Genomic DNA, 20,236 nt, shown 5'->3' with positions numbered 1-20,236 from the left:
CCCGCACGAACCCGTACAAACAATCTGTACGGGATCACGTACTGATCCAGGCTAGTTACCCTGCGCGACATTCGCCCCGTGAATGAGCACATTGAACTCCCCTTCCAACGCGACCAGTACTACGGCCGCGCCCGCCGCTCGGTCCCCGCTGCCAGGCGGTTCACGGAGTGGTCGCTGCACTACTGGGGACTCTCGGCCTGGGAGCGGAGCGGCGACGTGTCGCTCTGCGTGAGCGAGTTGGCCACGAATGCGGTGCTGCACGGGGTGCCGCCGGGGCGGGGGTTCCTGCTGCGGCTGGGATACGACGGCACGGTCGTACGGGTGGAGGTGCACGACAGCGGCCCCGGCACCCCTGTCGTCGCGGAGGAACAGGACGAGGGCGGCCGGGGTCTGCTGCTGGTCGCGGCCCTGGCCGACAAGTGGGGGGTGGGGGAGCGGCGGCCGGGGAAGGCGGTGTGGTGCGAGTTCGGGCTGTCCTGAACCCGCGCGGATCACCCCGTCCCGGTCTCGTCCTCCAGGCGACGGCGAAGAGCCCGCTTGTCCGTCTTGCCGGTGGGTGTCAACGGCATTGCGGCCAGCCACCGTACGGTCGTCGGCCGGTGGGCCGGAGCGAGCGCCTCCACCACCAGGTCGCACGCCTCGGCCGCCGCCTCTCGGCTGGGGGAGTGATCGGGGGCGGGGACGAGGAACGCGACGACCTCCTCGCCGGTGCTCGGGTGGTCGCGGCCGACGACGGCGGCCTCGGCGACGGCGAGATGGCGGGTGAGGGCGGCCTCGACGGGGCCGCTGTAGATGTTGCGGCCCTCCACGACGACCATGTCCTTGAGGCGGTCGACAATGTGGAGGTAGCCGTCGGCGTCCAGGCGGCCGATGTCGCCGGTGCGCAGCCAGTCGCCGTCGAAGGCTTCGGCGTCGAGGTCGGGGCGGTTCCAGTAGCCGTCCATCATCGCCGGGGACCGGACCCAGACCTCCCCTGCCCGGCCGGTGGGCAGCGATTTCCGCTCGGGGTCGCGGATCTCGACGTCGACGCCGGGCAGGGGGCGGCCGGCGGAGCCGAGCAGGCCCGGTTTCCCGTCCAGGGCGGCGGCGTGGTCCTCCGGCGTCAGCCGGGCGATGACACCGGTCTCGCTCGTGCCGTAGCCCTGGCGGAACGCGGCGCCGGGAAACCGGCGGAGGGCCTCGGCGAGCCGCGCGGGGTGGATACGGGAGTTGCCGTAGCTGACCGACACCAACTCGCGGATCCCGTCCCGGGTGTCGGGGTGTTCGAGCAGCCGGTAGATCTGGGTCGGCGAGAGGTAGGTCGCGGCGGTCCCGGCACGGCGGCAGGCGGCGGCGAACTCCTCGGGCGAGAACTCCGGCAGGATCTCCACGCGCCGCCCGGACAGCAGGTGCTCCAGACACCGTCCGCCCGCGCGGTACGCCAGCGAGGTCGCGGAGACGAACACCAGCTCCTCGAAGCCGCTGTCCGTGCGGGCCCACGCGGTCCGCGCACCCAGGGCGCGGAACCGTGACGCCACACCCTTGGGCAGTCCGGTGGTGCCACCGGTGTACATGACCCGGGCGATGTCGTCGTCCTCGGCGAGCACGGGCACCGGATCGGCCGCCTCGGAAGCGGCCCGCTCCATCAGCTCCCCCAACGACAGGGCGGGCCTTCCGACGGCGGGCACCGGGCAGTCGTACACCACCACCGCCGGATCGCAGTCCCGCAGGACATGGGCCAGCCCATGGGTGTCGGGGGCGATCACCACGGTGGTCATCCGGGCCCCCAGAAGATGGGCCGCCAGCCGGACCAGCAACACCTCCGGCCGGTTCCCACTCACACACGCGACCCCGTCCCCCCGCCGAACCCCCAGCTCACCCATGGCCCGCGCGATCCGGTAAGCCCCGTCCCTGACCATCCCGAACGACAGCTCGGCCCCCTGAAAGACGACCGCAGGCCGCTCCGCGTACCGCTCAAACGCCTCGAACAGGCGGGCGACGTACTGAGCGGACACCCCGCCACCTCCCACGCCTAGGTGGTACAGACCGTCCGAAAGTCTCCCATAGGAGGTGCACGCCCACCCCGTTCCGCGCCAGCCGGAAAAAGAGTGGGCGCACCGATGAGCCCGCTGCTAGCTTTCGGGTGGCCGTGAAACCCCACCGAGGAGGTGAGACCCGTGAACGCAGTTCGTGTGAGGGTGCTCCCCCTTGTCTCATGGTCGGGCGACTGACGTAGGCGTCGCCGGGAGTGCCCCGCAGTCAGGCACTCTCGAAAGGCGACACGCCATGAATACTCTTCAGTTCACCGCGCAGACGACCTCGGACGGCGTCCTCGAGCGCGAGTTCACCGTCGGTGACATCCCCGGCCTTCTCTGGTCCCCCGCGGGGGACCCCGTGGGCGGTCTTCGGCGCGCACCTCTGGTCCTGCTGGGCCACGGCGGCGGCACCCACAAGAGGTGGCCGGCGATGACCGGGCGGGCGCGGCTCCTCGTGGCCGGGTTCGGTTTCCATGTGGCCTGTATCGACGCGCCCGGACACGGTGACCGGCCGCGTACGGCGCACGACGAGCGCGAGATCGACGCGCTGTTCGCCGCGCGGGAGGCGGGCGAGCCGGAAGGACCGGTCGTCGTCCGCTACAACGCCCACCTCGCCGAACGCGCCGTACCCGAGTGGCGGGCGACCCTGGACGCCCTCCAGGAACTCCCGGAGATCGGCACCGACGGGCCGGTCGGCTACTACGGGCTCAACATGGGCACCGCGATCGGTGTGCCGTTCGTGGCGCAGGATCAGCGGATCACCGCCGCCGTGTTCGGGCTGCACTGGCCCGACGCGCTGGCCGAGCAGGCGCGGCGGATCACGGTCCCGGTCGAGTTCGACATGCAGTGGGACGACGAGCACATCCCCCGCGAGGCCGGTCTGGCACTCTTCGACGCCTTCGCCTCGCCGGTGAAGTCACTGCACGTCAACACGGGCCGGCACAAGGAACTGCCCAGGTTCGAGTCCGACAGCGCGGCCCGCTTCCTCGCCCGGCATCTCGTCTAGACGAGGGTCGTGATGCAGAAGGGGTGACCGGCCGGGTCCAGCAGTACCCGCCAGCGGTCGGGGTCCGGCTGGAAGTCCGGCTTGGTCGCGCCGAGTCGGAGCAGGTGCCGTTCGGCGGCGGCCAGGTCGTCCACGCCGAACTCCAGGTGCGCCTGCTTCTCCTGGGCCGGGTCCGGCCAGGTCGGGCGGCGGTAGTCGGCGAGCCGGTTGAAGCCCAGGCCGGGGGCGCCCTCCCGGCCGAGGAGGACGAAGTCGTCGGTGGCGTACAGGACGGGCTGGCCGAGCAAGGCGCCGTAGAAGGCGGCGAGTTCGGCCGGGTCGGCGCAGTCGAAGGTGACGGCGGCGTAGCGGAAGACGGGCGCGGTGGAATTGGTGTCCGTGGTCATGAGGGAGACAGTAGGACGGGACCAGGACAGTTCCGGTCCTGGTTGGCTCGGTTGCCGTGTCAGACTTCCCGGTGTGATCGCCGCCTCCGCCCGCCTGCTGCGGCTGCTGTCCCTGCTGTCCGCCCGGCCCTCCTGGACCTGCGCCGAACTGGCCGGCCGCATGGGCGTCACCGACCGCACGGTCCGCCGGGACGTCGCACGGCTGAGGGAGATCGGCTACACCGTCGACTCCGAGGCCGGACCCTGGGGCGGCTACCGGCTCCGGGCCGGCTCCCGCGTACCGCCGCTGATCCTCGACGACGAGGAGGCGCTGGCCGTGGCCGTCGGGCTGCGCGAGGCCGCGCTGAGCGGCGCCCTCGGCGGCGACCAGGCCGCGCTCTCCGCGCTGCTGAAGCTCCGCCAGGTACTGCCCCGCCGGATCGCCGACCGGCTGGGCGAGCTGGACGACACCTTCGTACGGCTGCCCGGGGCGGACGGCGCCGCCATCCGCCCCGGGCTGCTGCTGGAGCTGGCGGCGGCCTGCCGGGCCGGTGAGCGGGCCCGGCTGTCGTACACCGACGGGCAGGGGCGGGCCACGGTCCGGGACGTCGACCCCTACCGGCTGGTGCACACCGGACGCCGCTGGTACGTCGTCGCCCGGGACGTCGACCGGGGGCAGTGGCGCACCTTCCGCGCCGACCGGGTCGAACGGCTCCGCCCCACCGGCCGGCCCGTGGAGATCACCGACCCGCCCGACCCCGCGCACCTCGTCTCCCGGAACATCGCCAACGGGCCGTACCCGCTCACCGCGACCGTCCGCCTCCCGCTCCCCCTGGAGCAGGCGCTGCGGCTCGTCCCCGCGACCGTGGGCACCCACCGGCCCGACGGCCCCGACGCCACCCTCGTGGACATCGGCGGCCCCGACCCGGACGGCCTCGCCCGATACCTCCTCGGCCTGGGCACGCCGGTGCGCGTCCTCGCCCCGGACGAGGTACGGCAGGCCCTGCTGGACCGGGTCCGGGAGCTCGCCGACGAGAACGGTTAGGCGGCGGAGAGGGCGTCGGCCGCGTTCGGCTGCCAGACCGAGATGTGCGGGGCGTGGACGTACGCCTTCACCGGGATGCGCACGGTGTCGCCGCTGTCCAGCTTCACGGTCAGGGAGGAGACAGCGCTGCCCTTGCCCGGGGCGTCCTGCTGGTCGAGGGCGACGCCCTCGTAGTTCGAGACGCCGGGGCGCAGGATGTTGGGGCCGCCGCCGAGCCCGCCGGGCGGGGTGGCCCGGACCCGGCCGTCGAAGCTGACCTGGCCGATGATGCCGAGGTCGCAGGGGACGCCGCTGGTGTTCTTGGCGGTGATCAGCAGGTGGTTCAGCGGCTGGGCGACCGGGGCGGCGGTGAGGGTCAGCTGGCCCGCCCGGCACAGGGCGGGATGGGTGCTCGCGCCCGTCCCCGCCCCCGTGCCCGCACCCGTGCCCGTGCTCTTGCCCGATCCGGACGGCGCCGTGTGGGACGTGGTGCCGCCGTGCGTCCTCGGGGCGGCGGCCGGGGTCTTCGCCGCGACCGTGGCCGCCACCGTGGCGGCGGCCGTGGGCGCGGTCGTGTGCGTTCCGCCGGTCTTGGCGGCGGTGGGGGCGGCGCCCGCCGCGGAGTTCGGGTCGCAGGCGATGAGGGCGAGGGAGCCGAGGGCCAGGGTGGCCGTGGTGGTGAGGACGCGTCGGATGGACATGAGGTGCTTCTCCCGTTGGTGGTTCGTCCGGGGCCGGATCGGGTGAACCGGCCGATGACCGAACCGTGCGGGACGATCCGTCCCAGCCGCCATACTTGGCTGGGGAGTTGGAACCCTGAAACGGTTCCACCCCGTCTGAACTGGGGAAACATCGGGGCCTGGAACGCCGTTCCGGGACGGTGGGGGAGAGGCGATGGCGGACGAGTCCCGGGAACTGGCGGCACTGCTGCTCGCGTTGAAGGAGCGGTCCGGCCGCAGCTACGGCATGCTCGCCAAGCGGCTGCACGTCGGCACCTCGACGCTCCACCGGTACTGCAACGGCACCACGGTGGCGAACGAGTACGCCCCGCTGGAGCGGTTCGCCCGGGTGTGCGGGGCCACCCCCGAGGAACTGGTGGAGCTGCACCGCCGCTGGATCCTGGCGGACGCCGCCCGGGGAAGAGCGGCGGAGACACCCCGCCCGGCCGACGCCGACACCCGGGGCGGCGAACACGCCGATGCCGACGCAGCCGTCGTACCGGCCGATCCGGTCACCGACCTCCCTCCGCGGCCCCGCATGCTGCCGCGCCGGCGGACGGCCGTCGTGGCCGCGGCCGCCGTCGTCCTCTGCGCCGCCGCAGCCGCCGCAGCCACTCGGTTCACGCCGGAGTCGGGTACGGCGGCGGCCTCCGGCGAGACCCGGGGAGCCTCCGCGCAGCCGGCCGAACGCCACCCCGCCACCCACCCGACGCCGACCGCCCCCCGCCGGACCACGGCATCGCCGTCCGCCTCGGCCGGTGCCGGGACGCCGTCCCCCTCCGCCCGCACCGAGCCACCGGCCCGCCGCACCACGGCCGCCGACTCCGCGCCGCCCTTCCACGTGAACGTCCTGACGAACAACTGGGACAGCCCCTGCGACCAGTGGTTCCTGCTGAACAGCGGGCCGCGCAGCGTGCCCCCGCCCCCGGCGAGCCAGGCCACCGACGGCTGGGCCGCCGCGCTGCACGCCGTACCGGCCGGACATCTGCGGCTCCAGGTCACCGTGCAGGGCACCAGCAGCCGGCCCGTCGTCCTGCACACCCTCCGCGTCGTCACCACCAGCAGCCGTACGGCCCCCACGGGCAACGCCTACATGATGGGCGCCGGGTGCGGCGGCGGTCTGAACCCCGCCTCCTTCGCCGTGGACCTCGACTCCCCGTCCGCCAACCCCCGCCCGATGCCCGGCGAAGGGGGCACGACGAACTTCCCCTACAAGGTGTCCGTCGACGACCCCGAGGTGCTCGACATCGACGCGAGCACGAACAGCCACGACGTCGGCTGGTACCTCGAACTGACCTGGAGCAGCGGCGACCGGCAGGGCAGGACCCGGATCGACGACCACGGACAGCCGTTCCGCACCGTCGCCATGCGCGGCGACAAGGCCTACTGGTACAACGGCGCCGACGGCGCCGGCGCCTGGCAGCCCTACCCCGGCGCCGACGCGAGCGGCCCGCCCTCGCAGTGAGAGCGGGCCGTCGGTGAGCCGGTGAGCGTCAGAGCTTGTCAGGCGTCCGGATGCCCAGCAGGGCCATGCCCCGGTGCAGGGTGCGGGCCGTGAGGTCCACCAGGAACAGCCGGTTCTCCACCTGCTCCGGGGTCTCCGCCTTCAGCACCGGACACTGGTCGTAGAACGCCGTCAGCAGCGAGGCCAGCTGGTAGAGGTACGCGGCGAGCTTGTGCGGCTCGTAGGCCGCCGCCACCTCCAGGACCGTCTCCGCGAACTGGTCCAGGTGCAGACCCAGCGCACGCTCCGCCGGGGCCAGCGCCAGCTCCGGGTGGGCGGCGGGGCGGGCCTCGCCGGCCTTGCGGAGGATGGACTGGATCCGGGCGTACGCGTACTGGAGGTAGACGGACGTGTCGCCGTTCAGCGAGACCATCTGGTCCAGGTCGAACTTGTAGTCCCGGACCGCAGAGGTGGACAGGTCCGCGTACTTCACCGCGCCGATACCGACGTACCGGCCGTTCTCGGTGATCTCGTCCTCGGTCAGGCCCACCTTCTCGGCCTTCTCCCGGACCACGGCCGTGGCCCGCTCGACGGCCTCGTCCAGCAGGTCCTCCAGCCGGACCGTCTCGCCCTCACGGGTCTTGAACGGCTTGCCGTCCTTGCCGAGCACCGTGCCGAACGCCAGCTGGTGCGCCGTGACGTCGTCGCCCAGCCAGCCGGCCCGGCGCGCCGTCTCGAAGACCATCTTGAAGTGCAGCGACTGACGCACGTCGACCACGTACAGCAGCGAGTTCGCCTTCAGGTTGAACACGCGGTCGCGGATCGCCGACAGGTCGGTCGCCGCGTAGCCGTAGCCGCCGTCCGACTTCTGCACGATCAGCGGCACCGGGTTGCCGTCCGGGCCCTTGACGTCGTCGAAGAAGACACAGAGGGCGCCCTCGGAGCGGACGGCGACGCCCGACTCCTCCAGCAGCCGGCAGGTCTCGGCCAGCATGTCGTTGTACCCGGACTCGCCGACGATGTCGGGGTCCCGGATCTCCATGTCCAGCTTCTCGAAGACCGAGTAGAAGTAGATCTTCGACTCGTCCACGAACTTCTGCCACATGGCCAGCGTCCGCGGCTCGCCCGCCTGGAGGTCGACCACCCGGCGCCGGGCCCGCGTCTTGAACTCCTCGTCGGAGTCGAACAGCTTCCGCGCGGCCTTGTAGAGGCGGTTGAGGTTGGACATCGCCTCCTCGCCGCTGACCGCGTCGGCCTTGTGGTCCAACTCGTGCGGGTGCTCGTCCAGATACTGGATGAGCATGCCGAACTGGGTGCCCCAGTCGCCGATGTGGTGCCGGCGGACCACGGTCTCGCCGGTGAACTCCAGCAGCTGCACCACCGCGTCGCCGATCACCGCCGACCGCAGATGACCGACGTGCATCTCCTTCGCCACGTTCGGCTGGGCGTAGTCGATCACCGTGGTGCCCGGGGCGGCGGCGGTCGGCACACCGAGGCGGCCGGACTCGTCCGCGTACCGCGCGGCCAGGTTCGCGGTGATCGCCCGGTCCGCGATCGTGATGTTCAGGAAGCCGGGGCCGGAGACCTCGACGTCCTGGATCAGCTCGTCACCGGTCACCACCCGGGAGACGACCTGCGTCGCCAGCTCCCGCGGGTTCGCCTTGGCCTTCTTGGCCAGCGCCAGGATGCCGTTGGCCTGGTAGTCGGCCCGGTCGCTTCGTCGCAGCAGCGGGTCCGCGCCGGCGGCCTCCGGCAGGGTGGCCGAGAGGGCGGACGCGAGGTGCTGCTGGACGGAATCGCTGAGGGACGTGACCGAGGCCATAGGAATGGGTGCCGTTCTCCTCGTGGGAATGGATAGTCCCAGCCAGTATCCCATGACGGGTAAAGCCGTTTTTCCGTGCGCGCGTGCGTCTGTGACAATGGGGTGTCACCCGTTCAGAAAGAAGGACGTGCCGATCGTGGCTCAGAGCACCGAGACCACCGACTGGGTCTCCCGTTTCGCGGATGAGGTCATCGAAGAGTCGGAGCGCCGGGCCCCGGGCAAACCGGTCGTCGTCGCGTCCGGCCTCTCCCCCTCCGGACCCATCCACCTGGGCAACCTCCGCGAGGTCATGACCCCGCACTTCGTCGCCGACGAGATCCGCCGCCGCGGCTACCAGGTCCGGCACCTGATCTCGTGGGACGACTACGACCGCTACCGCAAGGTCCCGGCCGGCGTCGCGGGCATCGACGAGTCCTGGGCCGAGCACATCGGCAAGCCGCTGACCTCGGTCCCGGCGCCGAAGGGGTCGCCGTACCCGAACTGGGCCGAGCACTTCAAGGCCGCGATGGCCGAGTCGCTGGCCCAGCTCGGCGTGGAGTTCGACGGCATCAGCCAGACCGAGCAGTACACCTCCGGCGCCTACCGCGAGCAGATCCTGCACGCCATGAAGCACCGCGGTGACATCGACGCGATCCTCGACCAGTACCGCACCAAGCCCAAGGCCGCGAAGAAGCAGCAGAAGGCCGTGGACGAGGCCGAGCTGGAGGCCGAGGAGGGCTCCGGCGCCGCCTCCGAGGACGACGGCAGCTCCGGCTCCGCCGGGTACTTCCCGTACAAGCCGTACTGCGGCGGCTGCGGCAAGGACCTGACGACCGTCACCTCCTACGACGACGACACCACCGAGCTGTCGTACACCTGCACCGCGTGCGGCTTCGCCGAGACCGTCCGGCTCAGCGAGTTCAACCGCGGCAAGCTGGTCTGGAAGGTCGACTGGCCGATGCGCTGGGCGTACGAGGGCGTGATCTTCGAGCCGAGCGGCGTCGACCACTCCTCGCCGGGCTCCAGCTTCCAGGTCGGCGGCCAGATCGCCCCGATCTTCGGCGGCGCGCAGCCCATCGGCCCGATGTACGCCTTCGTCGGCATCTCCGGCATGGCCAAGATGTCGTCCTCCCGCGGCGGCGTCCCCATCCCGGCGGACGCGCTGAAGATCATGGAGCCGCAGCTGCTGCGCTGGCTCTACGCCCGCCGCAAGCCCAACCAGTCCTTCAAGATCGCCTTCGACCAGGAGATCCAGCGGCTCTACGACGAGTGGGACAAGCTGGTCGCCAAGGTGGCCGACGGCTCCGCCCTCCCGGCCGACGTCGCCGCCTACACCCGCGCCGTGGGCACGGCCGCCGGTGACCTGCCGAAGACCCCGCGCCCGCTGCCGTACCGCACCCTCGCGTCCGTCGCCGACATCACCGCCGGACACGAGGACCAGGCGCTGCGCATCCTCTCCGAGCTGGACCCGGAGCAGCCGCTGGCCACCCTGGACGAGGTCCGGCCGCGCTACGACCGCGCCGAGGCGTGGATCAACACCCACGTCCCCGCCGACCAGCGCACCATCGTCCGCGAGGAGCCCGACGCCGAGCTGCTGAAGTCCCTCGACGAGGCCTCCCAGCAGTCCGTACGGCTGCTGCTCGACGGCCTCGCCGAGCACTGGTCCCTGGACGGGCTGACCCACCTCGTCTACGGCGTGCCGAAGGTCCAGGCCGGCTTCCCGGCCGACGCGACCCCGAAGGAGCTGCCGCCGGAGATCAAGACCGCCCAGCGGACCTTCTTCGCGCTGCTCTACCACCTGCTCGTCGGCCGCGACACCGGCCCGCGCCTGCCCACCCTGCTGCTGGCCGTCGGCCAGGACCGGGTGCGCCGCCTGCTCGGCGAGTAACCCGCCCGCTCGAGGCGACGAAGGCGCCCGGTGCTCAGGGAGCACCGGGCGCCTTCCGTTTGCCGCATCGCACCTGGAGGCTCAGGCGATGTGCTCGTCCTCCATCTCCGCTTCATGCCGCTGCTGGAAACGGTTGACCAGGGCCTTCAGGGCACCGGGGGACAGGGTCGTCCCGTAGGTCGCCTGGATGTTGTCCCCGAGCGTCCGGGGCGTGGGGTAGCTGCCGTCGATCGACTGCCGGAACACCTGGTAGTAGTCGTCCTCGGTCGGCTCCTGCGCGGCCTCGGGCTCCGGGGTACCGCCGCCCTCGCCCAGTTCACGGGTGCGCTGCGGGGTGACCGGGATCGGGAAGCTGCCGGTCTCCTCCGGGCCGGGCTGCTGGAAGGCCTCCGGCGCCTGCTCCTCGTACCACTCCTCGTACTGCTCCTCGGGGGCGTACTGAGGCTCCTGCATCATCGGGTCGTAGGTGGGGTCGTAGCCGCCGTGGTACTCGATCTCCCGCGGCGCCTGGAACCAGGGACTCTCCTCGTCCACCGGGGGCTCCGGCTCGGCCGCGCGCTGCTGCGGCAGCCGCAGCCGCTGCTCGGCGGCGGGCGCCTCCCGCCCGGAGGCAGGCCCGGACACCGCCTGCGCGCCCCGGCCGCCCGCGGGCACCGGCTGTGCGGCACGCCCGCCGCCCGCGGCCACGGCCGGCCGCTCCGGCGCCGCCTCCACCGCACGGGCGGACGCGGGCGCCACCGGGATCAGATCCGGCTCGATCCCCGCCGCGGCCAGCCCCGCCGGGGCCGTCTCCGCCAGCGGAACGCCGTACCGGGCCAGCCGCAGCGGCATCAGCGACTCCACCGGAGCCTTACGGCGCCACGCCCGGCCGAAGCGGGAACGCAGCCGCGCCTGGTAGACGAGACGTTCCTGCTCCAGCTTGATCACCTGGTCGTAGGAGCGCAGCTCCCACAGCTTCATCCGGCGCCACAGCAGGAACGTCGGCACCGGCGACAGCAGCCAGCGGGTGAGCCGGACGCCCTCCATGTGCTTGTCGGCCGTGATGTCGGCGATCCGGCCGATCGCATGCCGGGCCGCCTCCACGGCGACCACGAACAGTACCGGGATCACCGCGTGCATCCCCACACCCAGCGGGTCCGGCCAGGCGGCGGCGCCGTTGAACGCGATCGTCGCCGCCGTCAGCAGCCAGGCCGTCTGGCGCAGCAGCGGGAAGGGGATGCGGATCCAGGTCAGCAGCAGATCCAGGGCGAGCAGCACACAGATGCCCGCGTCGATACCGACCGGGAACACATACGAGAAGTTCCCGAAGCCCTTCTTGAGGGCCAGAGCGCGGACGGCCGCGTACGAACCGGCGAAGCCGATACCGGCGATGATCAGGGCACCGGTCACGACCACACCGATGAGAACGCGGTGCATCCGAGTCAGCTGCGGCGCGGCCACTCGTACTCCCCTCCCCTTGCGTGTTCTTGCGCGCAACAGAGTGGCACACGTGTGCGGGGAACGCCGCGCCGGTCAGGACTTAAAGCTTCCGCTTCGGTCCTTCTCCAGTTCTTACTTCAGTCCTTCTTGGCCGCGGCGGCGGACGCCGAGGGCGACTTCGACGCCGACTTCGAGGGGGACTTCGACGCGGACGGCGAGGACGACGCGGACGGTGAGGACGACGAACCCGACCCCGCACCCCCCTTGTTGGCGGCCGTCACCGCCGCCACCGCCTCCTTGAGCGCCTTCTCCGCCGCCTTCGTCAGATCGGCCGCGTCCGGCGTCTTGTCGCCCGCGAGACCGGCGCCGTTGTAGTCGACGGTGACGACGACGTTCTCCACCCGGGCCACGACGGTCTGCTGCTTGAACAGACCTTCCTTCTTCTTCAGGTCGTAGTGCACGGCCGTCGCCTCCGCGCCCGCACCGGACACCGGCTCGGCCTTCGCGCCCTTCGCGCCGTCCACCGCCTGGGCGTCCCGGACCTGCTTGGTGTAGTACGTGTGCGCCTGCGCGTCGGCCGGACCGCGCGTGGCGTCCGAGTCGAAGCGCAGCAGCGAGACGTTGAGCCAGCGGAACTGCGAGCCCTTGACGCCGTTGTTGTCCAGGCTGTTCCAGGCGCAGGAGGCACGCGACGACGGATCGTCCGAACTGCCCTTCTTGCCGGACTTCACGCCGTTCGGCACCAGATCGCCGAGGGTGTCCTTCGACAACACCCCGCACGGGTCGGGAAGCTTGAGATACGCGGCCGGCGCCACCGACGGCGACGCGCTCGCCGAGGGCGTGCTGCTCCCCGTGGACGGCTGGGCGGAGCTGCTGCCGCCGCCGCTCTTCGCCTTGGAGTCGCCCGAGTCCGACGAGCAGGCGGCGGTGATCAGCATCGCCGGAACGGCGGCCGCGCAGACAAGAGCGCGGCTCAGGCGCCTGGTTCGCCGGTCTCGCGGGGCACGGTCGTCTCGCTGGGCTGCTCGCTGCATGGTTCCTTCACTCATGACGCTCGGTGTTCGTGCGGGTGTTCGTGCGGGTTCCTGCGGGGGCCACGGTACGCGGTGAGGCAGCCGCGCGGATTCCGTTCCCGCGCTTTGCACGCGCGGGCCGGCGCGGCCCCGACGGCCGTCACCCGCCGAGCGCGTCATCCAGCCGAGCCGCCAGATTCCGGGCCCTGTCCTGCATTTCCTTGCTGTCCGGGACCGTCCCGAGCGCCGTCGGCTGCTCCTCGTACTCGATGGTGACGACGACATTGGACGTGCGGAACACCACAGTCACGGTCCGCTGTTCGGCCGTCGAACCGGAGGCGGACAGCTGGTCGTCGATATACGCCTCGTCACCGAGATCGGAGAGGGTGCGCGGCTGGAGATCGGCGGTGTCGGAGGGCGACGCGCCGGAGGAAGGCGGGGACGGGGAGGAGGACGCCGGGTGGCTCGCGGCGGCCCCGGAAGCGGAGGAACCCGGCGACGCGGACGCACCGCTCTTCTTCGCCGCGCTCGTCGGCGAGCCGCTGCTGCTGCTCTCCGGGCTGCTGCTCTCCGTACCCCCGCTCTCCGTGCCACCGCTCTCCGGGCCGCCGCTCTTCGGCTCCGGCAGGTGGGCGCCCGTCTCCCGCTGCTGGAAGAGCTGCTCGGCCTCGTCGTCGTCGCTGACCGTGTTGTCGTACGACACCACGCGCTCCAGGTCGACCGAGAGCCGGTCGGTGGCGTCGGCGGACTCCACCTTCCAACGGCAGCCCACCTTGCGGTCGGTGTCGTAGGTGAGCGCGGCCTCGCCCTGGTACGCCTTGTCCTGCTGCTGGGGGTCGGTGATCTGCCGGATGCCGGGCAGCAGCGCGTCGAGGGTGTCGTGCCCGACGGCCCCGCAGGGCTCCGGGAGGGTGCGGTACCGGCCGGGCTGGGCGGCGGCGCTCGCGCCCGTGTCGCCGGGGTTGGCGTCGTCGGTCGAGCCGTCGCTCCCCGAGCCGCTCGTGCAGCCGGCCAGCAGCGCCGCGAGGAGGGCGGCGGTGCCGGTTACATACGCCTTCCGCTGCACGGACGGGCTCCTCTCGACGGGTCGATCGCTCTGCTGCTCCAGTGTCCCCGCTGGTTAATCGCTTGCCGAAGCGGGGCGCCCCCTGGAGACAATGTGTATCGCACGCGCTGCCGCGGACGCCGGTCCAGTGTCCCTTTCCTCACTGTTCGTTCCGCATGTTCTCTTTGTTGCTGCTAAGTCATTTTGTTGTTGTTTCCGGGGGAATGAGGAAGCTATGTCGTACGTCGAGATGCCCGGCGCGAAGGTCCCGATCCGCATGTGGACCGACCCGGCGACGGTCGAGGACGTGGCCCTGCGCCAGCTCCAGAACGTGGCCACCCTGCCCTGGATCAAGGGCCTGGCCGTGATGCCGGACGTGCACTACGGAAAGGGCGCGACGGTCGGCTCGGTCATCGCGATGCAGGGCGCGGTGTGCCCGGCGGCGGTCGGCGTGGACATCGGCTGCGGAATGTCGGCGGTGAAGACCTCCCTGACGGCGAACGACCTGCCGGGCGACCTGTCGCGACTGCGGTCGAGGATCGAGCAGGCGATTCCGGTGGGCCGGGGGATGCACGACGACCTGGTCGAGCCGGGCCGGTTCCACGGCCTGCCCACCTCCGGGTGGGACGACTTCTGGGGGCGGTTCGAGGGGGTCGCGGAAGCGGTCAGGTTCCGTCATGACCGGGCGCAGAAGCAGATGGGAACGCTCGGATCCGGGAATCACTTTGTTGAAGTTTGTACGGATACGGATGGTTCCCTCTGGCTGATGCTCCACTCCGGTTCCCGGAACATCGGCAAGGAACTCGCCGAGCACCACATCGGCGTGGCCCAGAAGCTCCCCCACAACCAGGGCCTGGTCGACCGCGACCTCGCGGTCTTCGTCGCGGACACCCCGCAGATGGCGGCCTACCGCAACGACCTGTTCTGGGCGCAGGAGTACGCCAAGTACAACCGCACGCTCATGATGGCGCTGCTGAAGGACGTGATCCGCAAGGAGTTCAAGAAGGCCAAGCCGGTCTTCGAGCCGGAGATCTCCTGCCACCACAACTATGTGGCGGAGGAGCGCTACGACGGCATGGACCTGCTGGTCACCCGCAAGGGCGCGATCCGGGCCGGCTCCGGCGACTACGGCATCATCCCGGGCTCGATGGGCACCGGCTCGTACATCGTGAAGGGGCTCGGCAACGAGAAGTCCTTCAACTCGGCCTCGCACGGCGCGGGCCGCCGGATGAGCCGCAACGCGGCCAAGCGGCGCTTCACGACCCGGGACCTGGAGGAGCAGACCCGGGGCGTGGAGTGCCGCAAGGACTCCGGCGTGGTGGACGAGATCCCGGGCGCCTACAAGTCGATCGACCAGGTCATCGACCAGCAGCGGGACCTCGTCCAGGTGGTGGCGAAGCTGAAGCAGGTCGTCTGCGTGAAGGGCTGACGACCCGTCAGTGCCCGTGCCGCACCGCGTAGATCATCACGAACGCCACGATGTGGATGCCGAAGAGGAAGTAGCCCAGGAAGTACCAGACCTTGCGTTCGTCCCTGGTCTCCTGGGCCAGGCGGCGCTGTTCCAGGGTGTCGGGTGCGGCGGGGGGCTCGGCCGGGTCGGGCATCACAGCTCCCGGTGCACCTTGGTGTTCGAGGCCTGGGCGCGGGGGCGCAGGACGAGGAGGTCGACGTTGACGTGGCTGGGGCGGGTCACCGCCCAGGTGATCGTCTCCGCCACGTCCTCCGCGGTGAGCGGCTCGGCCACGCCCTGGTAGACCTTCTCCGCCCGCTCCCGGTCGCCGCCGAAGCGGGTCAGGGCGAACTCCTCCGTCTTCACCATGCCGGGCGCGATCTCGATCACCCGGACCGGCTGGCCGACGATCTCCAGGCGCAGGGTCTCGGCGAGGACATGGGCGCCGTGCTTGGCGGCGACATAGCCCCCGCCGCCCTCGTACGTGCCGTGCCCGGCCGTGGAGGAGACGACCACGACCACTCCGTCGCCGCTCGCGACCAGCTTGGGCAGCAGCGCCTGGGTGATGTTCAGGGTGCCGATGACGTTCGTCTCGTACATCGTCCGCCAGTCCGCCGGGTCCCCGGTGGCCACCGGGTCCGCGCCCAGCGCGCCGCCCGCGTTGTTGACCAGGACGCCGATCGTCTGGAACGCGGTGGCGAACTCGTCCACCGCCGCGCGGTCGGTGACGTCCAGCTGGTAGGCCACCGCCGAGTGTCCGGCCCGGGTCAGCTCCTCCGCCAGCGCCTCGATGCGGTCCTTGCGGCGGGCGGTGAGGACCACGCGGTGACCGGCCTCGGCCAGTGCGCGGGCCGTCGCGGCGCCGATGCCGCTGCTCGCACCGGTGACGACGGCAATGCGGGAGGCGGGGGCCATGGGCAGCTCCTCGGTACGGCCTTTCGGCGGGGCGCGGTCCCGTTTAGCCTAAGTGAGCCTCAGCCGCCGTTCCGCGGCGCCCACATGATCACGGCCATCCCGGCGAGGCAGATCAGCGCCCCGGCGATGTCGAAGCGGTCCGGGCGATAGCCGTCGGCGACGACACCCCACAGGATCGACCCGGCCACGAAGATCCCGCCGTACGCGGCCAGGATGCGGCCGAAGTGGGCGTCCGGCTGGAAGGTGGCGACGAAGCCGTAGGCGCCGAGCGCGAGGACCCCGCCGGCCGCCCAGAGCCAGCCCCGGTGCTCCCGCACGCCCTGCCAGACCAGCCAGGCGCCGCCGATCTCGAAGAGCGCGGCGACGACGAACAGGGCGGCGGAGCGGAGGATCGGCATGCGGGCAGCTTCGCACGGGCGGGTGCTGTCACCTGTTGGAGGGCGCCTGGCCGCCGGCGGGCGTGGCATACGTCCTACGTACGGGGACCAGTGGCCCAGGGCGAAGGTGATGGTGAGGGTGAGCGGCGTGCGGATCAGAGCGTGGGGGCCGGCGGTGGTGTGCGGTGCCGTCCTTGTGGTGCCGGGAGCGGCGGGGACCGCCGTGGCCGCCCCGGCGCCGGTGCCGGAGGCGGATCTCGCCCTGCACGGCACGGCGGTGATGGACGGCGACCAGGTGGAGGTGCGGCTGACCCCGCGCAACAACGGGCCCGCCGCGGTCCCCGACGCGACGGTACGGCTGCGCTGGTCGGTGCCGCCGGCCGACCGGCAGCAGCTGCCGGCCCGGTGCGCCCGGGAGGACGAGCGGACGGTGGTGTGCGGCACGGGCGCGCTGGCGGCGGGCGCGGTGGGGGAGCAGCTGCGGGTGCCGGTACGGCTGCGGGAGCAGCCTTCGGAGGTGACCCTGGAGGTCGACACCGCGTGGGGCGGCGGCGCCGTGGACAAGGACCGTACGAACGACCGGCTGACGGTCCTGGTGCTGGACACGGGCGACACGTACGCCTTCTGAGGCGCGGACCGGAAGACCCGGGGTGAGAGGACGGCAGGGGCCCTGGTCCGGGTTGCCCCTGTGACGGTGAGAGGCCGGTAAAAAGGGTGATCGTAGGCCCGCCCGCCCCGGCCGAATCCGCGCTGGGCTTGGCAGACTGGGAGGGTGCCCCAGACTGTGCTGCTCGCCGAAGACGACCGTGCCATCCGTCATGCCCTGAAGCGTGCCCTGACCCTGGAGGGGTACGAGGTGACGGCGGTCGCCGACGGTGTGGAAGCACTGGCACAGGCCCACAAGACGCCGCCGGACGTCCTGGTGCTCGACGTGATGATGCCGGGCATCGACGGCCTCCAGGTCTGCCGGGTGCTGCGCGCCGAGGGGGACCGCACACCGATCCTGATGCTCACCGCCCTCGTGGAGACCGCCGACCGGATCGCGGGTCTGGACGCGGGCGCGGACGACTACGTCGTCAAGCCCTTCGATGTGGAGGAGGTCTTCGCCCGGCTGCGCGCGCTGCTGCGCCGGACCACCCCGGTGGCCGTCGCCGCCGGCACCTCCGAGGGGGCCGCGGGCGGCCGGGAGGCGCAGGTCTCGGACCGGCAGATCGAGGCCGCCGGGCTGCGCATGGATCTCCAGGCCCGCCGGGCGTGGCGCGGCAAGCGCGAGCTGGAGCTGACCCGTACCGAGTTCGAGCTGCTGGAGCTGCTGGTCCGCAACGCCGGGATCGTGCTGGACCACTCCACCATCTACGACCGCATCTGGGGCTACGACTTCGGTCCCGGCTCCAAGAACCTCGCCGTCTACGTGGGCTATCTGCGCCGCAAGCTGGACGAGCCGGGTGCTCCGCAGCTGATCCACACCGTGCGGGGCGTGGGTTACGTGCTGCGGGAGGACTGAGTGCGGCGCCTGCGCCGGATGCTGGCCCGGCGCCGGCCCAAGCTGGTCTCGCTGCGCACCACCTTCGCGGTCTCGTTCGCGGCCGTCACCGCCGCCGTGACGATCCTGACCGGCATCCTGTCGTACGGCTCGGCCGCCCGTCTGGTCCGGGTCGACCAGCAGTCGGTGTTCACGCAGGTGGTGCAGGACGTCCGGGACGAGGTGCGGCAGCACGAGATGGTCCCGGAGGACTTCTCCTCGTCCCGCCCGGGGCACGACCTGGTCCGTCCGGCCCGCACCGATGTCCAGGTGCTGGGCGCGCAGGGCCAGATCGTGGACCACGGCAATCCGGTGCTGCCCGTCACCTCCCGGGACAAGGCCATGGCGCTGGCCCGGTCGGCGGGGCGGGTGGTGGAGCACAAGGACGTCCGGGTGGACGCGGACCTGTTCCGGATCGCCACCGTCTCGCTCGGGGACGGGCGGGGCGCGGTGCAGGTCGCGCAGGAGTTCAGCGACACCGAGGATCTGCTGAAGGCGCTCCAGCAGCGGACGCTGATCCTGATGGCGGCCGTGGTGGTGGGCGCGGGTCTGTTCGGCTGGTGGCTGGCCCGGCGGATCACCCGGCGGCTGGTGGTCCTCACCTCCGCCGCCGAGGACGTCGCCCGCACCCGCCGGCTGGGCATCGAGGTGCCGGTGGCCGGGCTGGACGAGGTGGGCCGGCTCGGCCGTGCCTTCGACCGGATGCTGGGCCGGCTCGCCCAGTCGGAGGAGGACCAGCGCCGTCTGGTGCAGGACGCGGGCCACGAGCTGCGCACCCCGCTGACCTCCCTGCGGACCAACATCTCCCTGCTGCGGCGCATCGACGAGCTTCCGCCCGCGGCCCGCGAGGAGCTGGTCGCCGATCTCGGCCAGGAGGCCCGCGAGCTGACCGACCTGGTCAACGAGCTGGTCGATCTCGCCGCCGGGCAGTCCGACACCGAGCCGCCGCAGCGGCTGGACCTCGCCGACATCGCGGAGGAGGTGGTGGGGCTGGCGGTGCGCCGTACCGGGCGGCAGATCGTGCTGCGTACGAGCGGTGACACGACGACGGACGGGCGGCCCGGGATGCTTCAGCGGGCGCTGTCCAACCTGGTGGAGAACGCGGCCAAGTTCGACCGGGGCGGCAGCGCGCCGATCGAGGTCAGCGTCACCGGGCCGGCGCGTGCGGGCACCGTGCGGGTGGAGGTGCTGGACCGGGGGCCGGGGATCGCGGAGGCGGATCTGATCCGTATCTTCGACCGCTTCTACCGGGCCGCGGACGCCCGTTCCCTGCCCGGTTCGGGTCTCGGCCTGTCCATCGTCCGCGAGGTGGCGCTGGCGCACGGCGGGGCGCCCTTCGCGTACTGCCGGGAGGGCGGCGGCGCGGGGATCGGTTTCACGGTGGGCGGCATGGCGGGCGCGACCGGGTTGAGTACCCGTACCTAGGCTCCGGCGGGTACCGGCGCCCATCCGGGGGAGGGGCCGGGCGTTCTAGCGTGCCGGGCATGCCCGAAGAGACCGCTGAGACCCCTGAGACCGCTGAGATCGTTCCGAGTGCGGCGTCCGCCGCCTCCTTCGCCCGTGCGGCCGGGTGGGGGTGCCTCGGGTGCGTGGGGGTCGCGCTGATCGCCGTACTCGTCGTATGCGCCGTGCTCGCGGGGCAGTCGGCGGGTTCGACGGACTTCGCGCGGGTGGCGCCGCAGGAGATGGCGGACCGGGTCCTGAAGCACAGCCAGGAGGCGTACGACGTCCTGGGCTTCACCCGGACCGTACGGCCCGGCGTGGAGCGCGTCGGGGTCGGCCCGGAGAACACCCTCGGCGCCGACTACTGCTACGACGGCGGGACCTTCGGGCTGGAGGACAAGACGGTCGACGGCGCCTACCGGATGTCCCACGAGTGGGCGCTGGACAAGGTGCCGGCGAGCCGGGCGGTGCCCGGGCTGCGCCGGCTGCACCGGCGGCTGGTGGACGAGGGCTGGGAGGTCACGTCGTACCACGAGGGCGGGAAGGACGGCCGCCCGGGCGACTGGTCGCTGTACGTCCAGAAGGACGGCGGCGACGAGCGGATGTCCTTCGACTGGTACCCGGACCGCGGGTACTTCACGGGCGGTGCCACCGCGCCCTGCGCCTACGACCCGGGGTGGGACGGCTCGGGCGGGCAGGCCTACTACCCGGACGACGCGGCGAGGTCCGTGTCCCTGCCCGATCTGGCGCCCTCGGCCGCGCAGTAGGCCCGCCCCTTCCCTCCTCGGCT

Annotated in this window: 20 protein-coding genes; 10 read left to right on the top strand and 10 right to left on the bottom strand. The window is 72.0% G+C overall.

The window, feature by feature from the left end; translation table 11 throughout:
- Positions 1–78 precede the first annotated feature (78 nt).
- Complete coding sequence (locus ACZ5CZ_RS13260; RefSeq protein WP_385841932.1) at positions 79–480, top strand: ATP-binding protein; 402 nt, start codon at positions 79–81, stop codon at positions 478–480.
- 11 nt (positions 481–491) lie between these two features.
- Here the strand turns inward: ACZ5CZ_RS13260 and ACZ5CZ_RS13255 are convergent, their stop codons facing one another.
- Positions 492–1,994 (bottom strand): class I adenylate-forming enzyme family protein, encoded by a 1,503-nt coding sequence (locus ACZ5CZ_RS13255; protein ID WP_468942292.1) that lies wholly within the window; start codon positions 1,992–1,994, stop codon positions 492–494.
- A 271-nt stretch (positions 1,995–2,265) separates the two neighbouring features.
- On the opposite strand from ACZ5CZ_RS13255, the gene ACZ5CZ_RS13250 reads away from it, so the two are divergent.
- Complete coding sequence (locus ACZ5CZ_RS13250; RefSeq protein ID WP_468942289.1) at positions 2,266–3,021, top strand: alpha/beta fold hydrolase; 756 nt, start codon at positions 2,266–2,268, stop codon at positions 3,019–3,021.
- On the opposite strand, the gene ACZ5CZ_RS13245 is transcribed toward ACZ5CZ_RS13250, so the two are convergent.
- Positions 3,018–3,407: a VOC family protein gene (locus ACZ5CZ_RS13245; RefSeq protein ID WP_468942287.1), complete on the bottom strand. Its 390-nt coding sequence runs from the start codon at positions 3,405–3,407 to the stop codon at positions 3,018–3,020. The two genes, ACZ5CZ_RS13250 and ACZ5CZ_RS13245, sit on opposite strands and share 4 nt — an antisense overlap.
- 73 nt (positions 3,408–3,480) lie before the next feature.
- On the opposite strand from ACZ5CZ_RS13245, the gene ACZ5CZ_RS13240 reads away from it, so the two are divergent.
- Complete coding sequence (locus ACZ5CZ_RS13240) at positions 3,481–4,431, top strand: helix-turn-helix transcriptional regulator (protein ID WP_468942284.1); 951 nt, start codon at positions 3,481–3,483, stop codon at positions 4,429–4,431.
- Here the strand turns inward: ACZ5CZ_RS13240 and ACZ5CZ_RS13235 are convergent.
- Entirely contained in the window at positions 4,428–5,111 is a 684-nt protein-coding gene (locus tag ACZ5CZ_RS13235; protein ID WP_468942281.1) for a hypothetical protein, read from the bottom strand. The genes ACZ5CZ_RS13240 and ACZ5CZ_RS13235 overlap by 4 nt on opposite strands.
- Positions 5,112–5,304: 193 nt before the next feature.
- Between ACZ5CZ_RS13235 and ACZ5CZ_RS13230 the strand changes: the two genes are divergently transcribed.
- Positions 5,305–6,594 carry a helix-turn-helix domain-containing protein gene (locus ACZ5CZ_RS13230; protein ID WP_468942278.1) on the top strand — a complete coding sequence of 430 codons (1,290 nt, stop codon included), beginning with the start codon at positions 5,305–5,307 and terminating at the stop codon, positions 6,592–6,594.
- A gap of 28 nt (positions 6,595–6,622) precedes the next feature.
- On the opposite strand, the gene argS is transcribed toward ACZ5CZ_RS13230, so the two are convergent.
- On the bottom strand, positions 6,623–8,395 hold the full coding sequence (argS, locus tag ACZ5CZ_RS13225) for an arginine--tRNA ligase (RefSeq protein ID WP_385841922.1): 1,773 nt from the start codon (positions 8,393–8,395) through the stop codon (positions 6,623–6,625).
- A 127-nt stretch (positions 8,396–8,522) separates the two neighbouring features.
- Between argS and lysS the strand changes: the two genes are divergently transcribed.
- Positions 8,523–10,262: a lysine--tRNA ligase gene (gene lysS / locus ACZ5CZ_RS13220; RefSeq protein WP_385841921.1), complete on the top strand. Its 1,740-nt coding sequence runs from the start codon at positions 8,523–8,525 to the stop codon at positions 10,260–10,262.
- Positions 10,263–10,343: 81 nt separating this feature from the next.
- On the opposite strand, the gene ACZ5CZ_RS13215 is transcribed toward lysS, so the two are convergent.
- The 3 genes from ACZ5CZ_RS13215 to ACZ5CZ_RS13205 form a co-directional block, all read right to left on the bottom strand.
- Positions 10,344–11,678: a DUF2637 domain-containing protein gene (locus ACZ5CZ_RS13215; protein ID WP_385841920.1), complete on the bottom strand. Its 1,335-nt coding sequence runs from the start codon at positions 11,676–11,678 to the stop codon at positions 10,344–10,346.
- Between the two features lie 140 nt (positions 11,679–11,818).
- Complete coding sequence (locus tag ACZ5CZ_RS13210; RefSeq protein ID WP_385841919.1) at positions 11,819–12,730, bottom strand: DUF3558 family protein; 912 nt, start codon at positions 12,728–12,730, stop codon at positions 11,819–11,821.
- 124 nt (positions 12,731–12,854) lie between these two features.
- Entirely contained in the window at positions 12,855–13,760 is a 906-nt protein-coding gene (locus ACZ5CZ_RS13205; RefSeq protein WP_468942271.1) for a DUF3558 domain-containing protein, read from the bottom strand.
- A gap of 214 nt (positions 13,761–13,974) precedes the next feature.
- Here ACZ5CZ_RS13205 and ACZ5CZ_RS13200 point away from each other — a divergent pair, with 214 nt between their 5' ends.
- Positions 13,975–15,168, top strand: coding sequence for an RtcB family protein (locus tag ACZ5CZ_RS13200; protein ID WP_468942267.1), 1,194 nt, complete (start codon positions 13,975–13,977; stop codon positions 15,166–15,168).
- A 7-nt stretch (positions 15,169–15,175) separates the two neighbouring features.
- Here the strand turns inward: ACZ5CZ_RS13200 and ACZ5CZ_RS13195 are convergent, their stop codons facing one another.
- From ACZ5CZ_RS13195 to ACZ5CZ_RS13185, 3 genes are read right to left on the bottom strand one after another with little or no spacing between them, the layout of a single operon-like run.
- Positions 15,176–15,343: a hypothetical protein gene (locus ACZ5CZ_RS13195; protein WP_385841914.1), complete on the bottom strand. Its 168-nt coding sequence runs from the start codon at positions 15,341–15,343 to the stop codon at positions 15,176–15,178.
- Positions 15,343–16,104 carry an SDR family NAD(P)-dependent oxidoreductase gene (locus ACZ5CZ_RS13190; RefSeq protein ID WP_468942260.1) on the bottom strand — a complete coding sequence of 254 codons (762 nt, stop codon included), beginning with the start codon at positions 16,102–16,104 and terminating at the stop codon, positions 15,343–15,345. The genes ACZ5CZ_RS13195 and ACZ5CZ_RS13190 overlap by 1 nt, the downstream gene beginning before the upstream one ends.
- Before the next feature lie 59 nt (positions 16,105–16,163).
- The gene (locus tag ACZ5CZ_RS13185; RefSeq protein ID WP_385841911.1) at positions 16,164–16,502 is read right to left on the bottom strand and encodes a YnfA family protein; all 339 of its coding nucleotides are present in this window, start codon (positions 16,500–16,502) and stop codon (positions 16,164–16,166) included.
- A gap of 127 nt (positions 16,503–16,629) precedes the next feature.
- Between ACZ5CZ_RS13185 and ACZ5CZ_RS13180 the strand changes: the two genes are divergently transcribed.
- The 4 genes from ACZ5CZ_RS13180 (at position 16,630) to ACZ5CZ_RS13165 (ending at position 20,213) form a co-directional block, all read left to right on the top strand.
- Positions 16,630–17,109 (top strand): hypothetical protein, encoded by a 480-nt coding sequence (locus ACZ5CZ_RS13180; protein WP_385841910.1) that lies wholly within the window; start codon positions 16,630–16,632, stop codon positions 17,107–17,109.
- A gap of 144 nt (positions 17,110–17,253) precedes the next feature.
- A complete protein-coding gene (locus ACZ5CZ_RS13175) occupies positions 17,254–17,985 on the top strand; it encodes a response regulator transcription factor (protein ID WP_385841909.1) in 732 nt (243 codons plus the stop codon).
- Between the two features lie 18 nt (positions 17,986–18,003).
- Positions 18,004–19,428: a sensor histidine kinase gene (locus tag ACZ5CZ_RS13170; protein ID WP_385842203.1), complete on the top strand. Its 1,425-nt coding sequence runs from the start codon at positions 18,004–18,006 to the stop codon at positions 19,426–19,428.
- Between the two features lie 59 nt (positions 19,429–19,487).
- Positions 19,488–20,213, top strand: a complete 726-nt coding sequence (locus ACZ5CZ_RS13165; protein WP_468942256.1) for a hypothetical protein — start codon at positions 19,488–19,490, stop codon at positions 20,211–20,213.
- Positions 20,214–20,236: the final 23 nt, after the last annotated feature.

The sequence above is a fragment of the Streptomyces sp. NPDC031418 genome, assembly GCF_055581605.1.
The sequence above is the reverse complement of the archived record's forward strand: the minus strand, read 5'-3'. Positions and strand labels throughout refer to the sequence as shown.